The organism is Streptomyces violascens (assembly GCF_014649955.1).
Classification (GTDB): domain Bacteria; phylum Actinomycetota; class Actinomycetes; order Streptomycetales; family Streptomycetaceae; genus Streptomyces; species Streptomyces violascens.
This window is the reverse complement of the sequence record NZ_BMUA01000027.1, coordinates 92,180-98,421: the sequence shown is the minus strand read 5'-3', so window position 1 is coordinate 98,421 and position 6,242 is coordinate 92,180. Positions and strand designations below refer to the sequence as shown.

Here is a 6,242-nt window from a genome sequence, read left to right as displayed (position 1 = left end):
GGTTCCCCTCACTGAAATCTTCCGTGCGGCACTGAAGTCTTCGCTGCGGTCCGACACCCGGCCAGACGGGCGTGAAACTCAGCGCGGCGCTCCACTGCGGCTGGTACTGCTCCTTGTAGCCGGTCTGCCCGTTGGTCTCCGCCGTGCGGCCGAGGTCCAGACCTCTGAACCCTTGGCTGGTCAGGTCGTCGATGAGCCGGCGGAGCAGGAGGTGTCCGGGAGCCAGACGGGCGGCGCCGGGGTCCATGGCGGGTCTGAGGGACCAGCACATCGTGCCGCGGAAGAGGCAGAGCTGGGCGGCAACGAGTGCACCGTCGATGGTGAGGGTGGCGATGAAGGAGGTGGTGTCGGTGAGGTCGCTCAGCACGGCTCCCCAGTCGGGCGCTGACGACCTGGGCCAAGAATCCGATGCCCAGCGGGCAGCGTGCAGCCGCTCCAGTTCCGGTTGCAACCGAAGGAGTTCGTCGGTGGAACGGGTGCGGGCGTAACTGATCGAGTGGCCGGTGCAGGCCCGTCGTTCCCGCTTGGCGTGCTGGCGCCGCAGGCTAGCGGGCAGGACATCCCAGTCCAGTGGAAGCGGCACGAGAGCCGTGCGCGCGCGGGTTGCTCGCCAGGTGCGTCGGCCGTCGAGAGCGCGGCCAAGCACCGAGTGGGCAGGGACGTGGGCCAGTTCGGCGTACTTCCAGTCCTGGAGGAGCTGGTCGAGACCGTCAGCGAGGGCCTGCGCGATGTGCGGGCGTCGGGCGCCGGGGCCGACAAGGTCGTTGTACTCGGCGTACGGCGTGAGGGCGGAGATCACGTCGGTGGCTCCGGTGCGGTGCCGGGCGAGCGGGAGGGCGGCACTGATGCCCCCTTCGTCGGCGACGGTCATGACGACGGGGGTGCTGGTGGCGGGCAGTTGGCGCAGCCAGGCAGTCACCCATTGTGGCGACTGGTAGGCGCTCGCACACGGGTCAGCTTCGTAAAGGGTGGGCCACCACCGGCTGATCCATGTGGCGGCCGCATCGTTCTCGAGCGTGCGGACGTGGGGGTTCTGGGGAATGGGCATCGGGATTGCTCTCCTCTTCGCGGGGTTCGCCGCAGCGTGGAGGAGAGCGCCTGTGGATGGAGGCCGGCGAGAGACAACGGGGGGCGCTCGGCCGGGCGGATCGAGGCCCCGCCGATTGACGACGCCGCGAGGCACGAGGTGTTTCACGATCAGCCCATCGGTGCTCCCTGCCGGTGCAACCTTCCCCGATGACGGTGCCGTTGCCGTGTGGGTTCCCTGGTCCCGGGTGACCGGTCTGGCAGCTGGGCGGCATCAGGCCTGTCGGTCGCGGGCGGCGCACTCCCACTCCTGCCAGGCGGTGTACTCCTGACGTACGTAGCCGCGCAGGCCATCGGGTGACTGCCATTGGGGCAAGTCGGCGCCCAGCGCTCCTTCGACGTGGACCTGGTCGAGCTCGAGGTCGAGGTGCAGGAGCAGGTCGGCGGCCATCACGGCGGCGTCCGCGGCGTCGGCGGCCTGCTGGGAGGTGATGAGCCGGCCGCGGGCGGCGACGGCCATCGCGTGGGCGGCCCGGTCGAGGTAGGCGGCCTGGCGCAGGTAGAAGAGTCGGTAGCCGCCGGGGTGGACGGCCGCTCCCTGGCCGTTGCGAGCGGCGTGGGCGCGCAGGTTGATGCCCTCGGCCCACATTGCGAGGGTCAGTTCCTCCTCGGCGAGGGCGGGTGCTGTGCCGTACGCCTGGTCGTAGTCGGGCGCCAGGACCTGCGGCAGCTCACTGGGGTGCCAACGGTGTCCGCACAGCAGGCAGGCGAGTGCCGGGATCGTCGACGGGTCGTTCGGGATGGGGTGTTGGGTCTCGACTTCGTCGCTCGGGCAGGCGGGGCAGTGGATCACGAGGTGGCCGGGCATCAGGGGGCCTTTCGCCGTGCGGATGGGGGTGGGCTGCTGTCGGTTCTGCGGCGGGCCCGGGACCGGTTCATGACGGCGGCCCCGATCATTGATGTGGTCGGGGCCGCCGTAGTCGTGTCGTGGGGTGCTCATCGTGCTCAGCCGGAGGACGGGGCGAGCGCCGTCGTCTCCCTTTCCTTCGGCACGGGCTGCGCGGGCTCCTGTTCGGAGGTGTCGGCCGCCGGCGTCGTCGTCGCGCGCGGGGCGGTGGGGGTGCGCAGACTGCGGGCGAGGGGATAGCAGGCGGCGACGGCGAGCGCGGCGCTGGCCGCGAGGAGGACCGCAACCAGGGGGCGGCCGCCGGCATCGAGAGCGACAGCGATGCCAAGGGGCGGCAGAGAGGCGAGCGCGGTGGCTCCGCTCACGACAGCCTGATAGCGGCCGGTGGCGCCGGGCGGGGCGGCGGTGGAGATGTAGGCGCCGACGGCGACGCTGAAGCAGATCTCACCGGGGGTCAAGACGATCGCGGCGATCGCGTATCCGAGGACGGTGTGCTGGAAGGCACCAACGGTGATGCCGAGTCCGAGGATGGCGGAGCCGGTGGCGAGCACGGGCACGAACGGAAATCTGACGGTGTCGCCGCTGCCGACGAGCAGGCGCATGAGCGGCGGCGTCAGGACGAGGACGGCGAGTGTGTTGGCGACCATGGTCCAGCCGTAAGCCGTCGCGGGCAACGAGTCGTTGGTCATCAGCAGCGGGAGGACCGAGACGAGCCCCCAGGCGCAGACCATCGAGCAGACGGCGACCACGGTGATCCAGCGCAGGGTGGGATCGCTCAGGACCTGCCGATAGCTGACCACTGGTTGGTCGGTGGCTGCGGGCTTGGGTGCCAGGGTCCGGCGGGCGATGAGCGCGAAGGCCAGGCATACGACGGCGTTGACGACGAACAGGGCCCGGTAGCCGTGATGCTGGGCCAGGTAGCCGCCGGCACCACCGCAGATGGAGATGCCGATATTGGCTGCGAAATACAGCCATGCCTGGGCGCGGGTCCGGCCGGCCTCGGTGGGGATCGCCTCGTTGATGGTGGCTGATACGGCCGGCCGGTGGGCCTCCATGGTCAGCCCCAGGCAGAGGGCGACAACCAGCAGGGCGGGCAGCGAGGTGGCGACTGTGAGCGCGAGGCACGCGACGGCGGAAAGGATCATCAGGGCGATGAGGGCGGCCCGTTGGCCGAGCCGGTCGGTCAGCGCGCCGGCCCAGACCTGGCCCAGGCACCAGCCGATGCCGAACGCTGTCAGTGCGGCGCCGGCCGCGGTGGTTCCGTGGTGGGTTCCGTCTGCCACGTAGTAGCCGAGGAAGTCCCAGCTGAAGCCCCCGGCCTTCACGGCGAGGGAGCTGATGACCAGGATCCAGACGGCGGATCGTGTTGTTTCTACGGACGGTACGGCAGTGGTCGCGGGTGCGTGCGTGGCCATGCAGCGTCTCCCTGCAGGCCCGGCCTGCGGTCGTCATGAACAGGGGCGGACAGCCCGAAGGCGGCCGAACCAGGGGCCGGCCGCCTTCGGAGTGGTGCTGGTGTGCCTTAGCGCACTGAGCGGACGCAACGGACGGAGCTCTTGCGGTAGGGGCGCATGGGTGTCTCCTCTCTGGTGGTGCCGACCCCCCGACGTCCGGGGATAGGGCGAACGTATGACCAGTCCAAAAGCGCAGAGGCCGCTGCGGTCCACCCCGGACATGGTTGAAAGGCAGAGCATGTCCGGGGTGCACCGCTTCGACGGCACACCGCAAGATCGGCTACTCAGCCTTCGTCACTCCCGGTCCGGGACGGTGCCCGCGGGCGTGATCGCGGCGCCGGGTAGGCCGGCGCGGAGCAGCTGGATAGTGTCCTGGCGGGGGTAGCGGAAGCGGAGCTCGGCCTGCTCGGCGATGGCGGTGACGCTCTGCTCGGCCACGTCGGGGTGATACAGGCTGAGCCACCCGAGGACCTCCTCGGCGGCCCCCGAAAGGACCTGTCCGGTAGCGAGGTTGGCGAGGACGGCCTGGGTGACGAGCTCGGCGAGTGCGGGGGCGGGGACGTCGTCGTGCAGTCGCTCAGCTGCGAGGTGTGCAAGGTCCGCGGCGACCTCGTGGACGGCATCGCGGGTGCGGTGGCGCAGCACCCACCGGGCACGCCGCTCGGGGTCATGCCACAACGCCGCGAAGAGGGCCGGGGTGAGGCGTCGGCGGATCTGCTCGGCGCCCTTCGGCAGGGCCTGACGGGCGTGATGGGCCGGCCAGCGGGTGGCGGGCGGGCGGCGCCGGTGGGCGGCCCAGTTCTCGGCTACGGCACGGGACCACATGGGCCGACCGCCGACGACCGCCTGAGGCTCGGGGACGGAGCCCTGGCCGCGGCTGATGTAGGCGCGCAGCGCCGAAGGGCTGATGGAAGCAACCTTGGCCAGCGCGGGGGCGCCGAGCAGCCGGTCGCCGGCCAGTTCCGGGGCGGTGAGGCCGACCACGCAGCGTTCCAGTGGCGGCCGCCCGTCAGCCGGCCTGCGCTGGGTGGCCCAGCGAGCCAGATCGTGCAGCCACTGTCCAGTGTCTGGGGCGGCGTCCTCGCGGAGGTCGGCCACCTGGTGCAGGCGTCCGCGGCCGGCGTCGGCCAGCGGATCGTCGAGGAGGCCGGCCGCGGTGATGGTGGAGGCGGCTGGCACGGGCTGTCGCTCGAAGCGGCCCGTGGTCTCGTCGCAGAGCTGGGGCGGGCGGAACCAGCGGGTGCCGTCCCACCAGTAGCCGCCGGCCCGCGCCACCAGCGGCCGCTCAGTCTGCCACTCCCACGGTCCGCTGCCATCGGGGCCGGCCTCGTACAGCAGGACGATCCGGCCAAGGTGCCGGTCGCTGTGGACGACCCACACGAAGCCGGCGCGGGATGGGTCCCTGGTCCAGGCCGGCCGGGCTGCAAGAGCCATCCCGAGCGCAGGGGCGCCCAGGTGAGTGTCGTCGGCGAACGGCAAGCCGGAGATGGGGTGATCGGTGCTGGCGCCGTTCGCCAACAGCCGGTGTGCGGCCATGGTGATGGTGTCCTTGGAGGTCTGAGTCACAGGGTCAGGCGGCCCGGCGGGCGGGCGCGGAACGAGGCTCGCGGCCGGCGGAGGTCATCGAGGTCCGGCTTGCGGCCCGACGCAGCAGAACCGCGAACTCCTGCGCGCACAGCGGATCGTGGAACAGGGAGTCGGCCCCGGTGAGGCTGAGGACCGCGACCAGGTGCTGCCCGCGCAGGACGGGCGTGGCCATCGTGCAGATGCCGGGGCAGCGGTGCAGCGCGATCCGGGTGGAGCAGATGGTGTCCCGAGTGGCGGGTGGCAGGGAGAGCGGCCGGTCGTCGGCGTCGGTGGCGAGTTCGGCGGGAACGTACGCGAGGGCCGCACGTCCGGCAGCCGTTGCCCGCGGGTCGCCGTCCATCTGCGCGGCCGCGGTGCGCAGATGGGGGCTGGGACACGCCAGGTCGACCAGGGTGAGGTGCAGGCCGCGGCCGGGCCGGAAGTGCGGCTCGTGCCAGGCCACGGCGAGCCCGGTCTCCTCCCGCAGGTGCTCGACGATGCGGTGTACCGCAGCCGTGGTCTGCGCGGTGTTCACCGGGGCGAGTGGCACAGCGTCGCGGGTGATGCGGTAGGTGCCGCGGCGGATGCCGTGTTCGACGAGGTCCTCCGAGGCCGCGGCCTTGAGGAGCTTGGAGGCGTGCGAGGGCTGCAGATGGGCGGCACGCGCGATGTCGGCGAGCTGGTGTTCGTCATGGACACCCAGACGCAGGAGTGCGTGCAAGACACGGAAGCCGCGGCCGGCGGACTGTGGCGGCTGACGCCCCTCGCTCACGGCAGCGAGGACCGACGGCACGGCGGGCGCAGACCGGCCGGCGGACAAGGAGAGTCTGGGCGGGACATCGATGCTGGACATGCAACCTCCGGGCCGGTGTCGGCGGTAGGGCCTTCGACGTCGAAAAGGCAGGGGAAGAGGGAGCCGGGCAGCAGGGCCCGGCTCCAGGCGGCGACATCGGCGACGGTCAGGGGCGATAGGGGCGCCGGCGGGGGCGGAAGGCCGGCGGTTCGGCCTGCGCCGGGACAGCGACCTCGTCGGCGTCGGTGTCGTCGCTGTCCGCCGCCGTGCTGAGGAATCGCGGCTCGACGAACAGGTGTTGAGCCCGCCACTCCGGATGCGGGGACAGGGGTGCGGGCCGAGGCCGGCGCACGGCCCCTTCGGTCCGGCGCGGCGGGATGCGGCGCTGGTTGTACACGGCTTCTCCTGTTGCTTTCGGGTCCGGCTGGGGCGACGCCCCTTGCTGACCTCGGTGGGCGGTGACTGGCCGGGACACATGGCCAATAACGCTTCGTGG

General features: G+C 71.7%; 6 protein-coding genes. All 6 read right to left on the bottom strand.

The window, feature by feature from the left end:
• Positions 1 to 1,048: GNAT family N-acetyltransferase (locus tag IE206_RS34600; protein WP_189969319.1), on the bottom strand; the 1,048-nt coding region annotated here is incomplete at its 3' end.
• A gap of 252 nt (positions 1,049 to 1,300) precedes the next feature.
• Complete coding sequence (locus IE206_RS34595; RefSeq protein WP_189969317.1) at positions 1,301 to 2,026, bottom strand: hypothetical protein; 726 nt, start codon at positions 2,024 to 2,026, stop codon at positions 1,301 to 1,303.
• A gap of 5 nt (positions 2,027 to 2,031) precedes the next feature.
• Positions 2,032 to 3,348, bottom strand: coding sequence for an MFS transporter (locus tag IE206_RS34590; protein WP_189969315.1), 1,317 nt, complete (start codon positions 3,346 to 3,348; stop codon positions 2,032 to 2,034).
• Between the two features lie 333 nt (positions 3,349 to 3,681).
• Complete coding sequence (locus tag IE206_RS34585) at positions 3,682 to 4,953, bottom strand: hypothetical protein (RefSeq protein ID WP_189969313.1); 1,272 nt, start codon at positions 4,951 to 4,953, stop codon at positions 3,682 to 3,684.
• A 4-nt stretch (positions 4,954 to 4,957) separates the two neighbouring features.
• Positions 4,958 to 5,806, bottom strand: a complete 849-nt coding sequence (locus IE206_RS34580; RefSeq protein ID WP_189969311.1) for an IclR family transcriptional regulator — start codon at positions 5,804 to 5,806, stop codon at positions 4,958 to 4,960.
• A 106-nt stretch (positions 5,807 to 5,912) separates the two neighbouring features.
• Positions 5,913 to 6,143 (bottom strand): hypothetical protein, encoded by a 231-nt coding sequence (locus tag IE206_RS34575; protein WP_189969309.1) that lies wholly within the window; start codon positions 6,141 to 6,143, stop codon positions 5,913 to 5,915.
• Positions 6,144 to 6,242 lie beyond the last annotated feature (99 nt).

Excerpts from the sequence above, each read along its gene's own strand:
- IE206_RS34595 (WP_189969317.1), bottom strand. The coding sequence starts at position 2,026 with ATGAGCACCCCACGACACGACTACGGCGGCCCCGACCACATCAATGAT.
- IE206_RS34590 (WP_189969315.1), bottom strand. The coding sequence starts at position 3,348 with ATGGCCACGCACGCACCCGCGACCACTGCCGTACCGTCCGTAGAAACA.
- IE206_RS34580 (WP_189969311.1), bottom strand. The coding sequence starts at position 5,806 with ATGTCCAGCATCGATGTCCCGCCCAGACTCTCCTTGTCCGCCGGCCGG.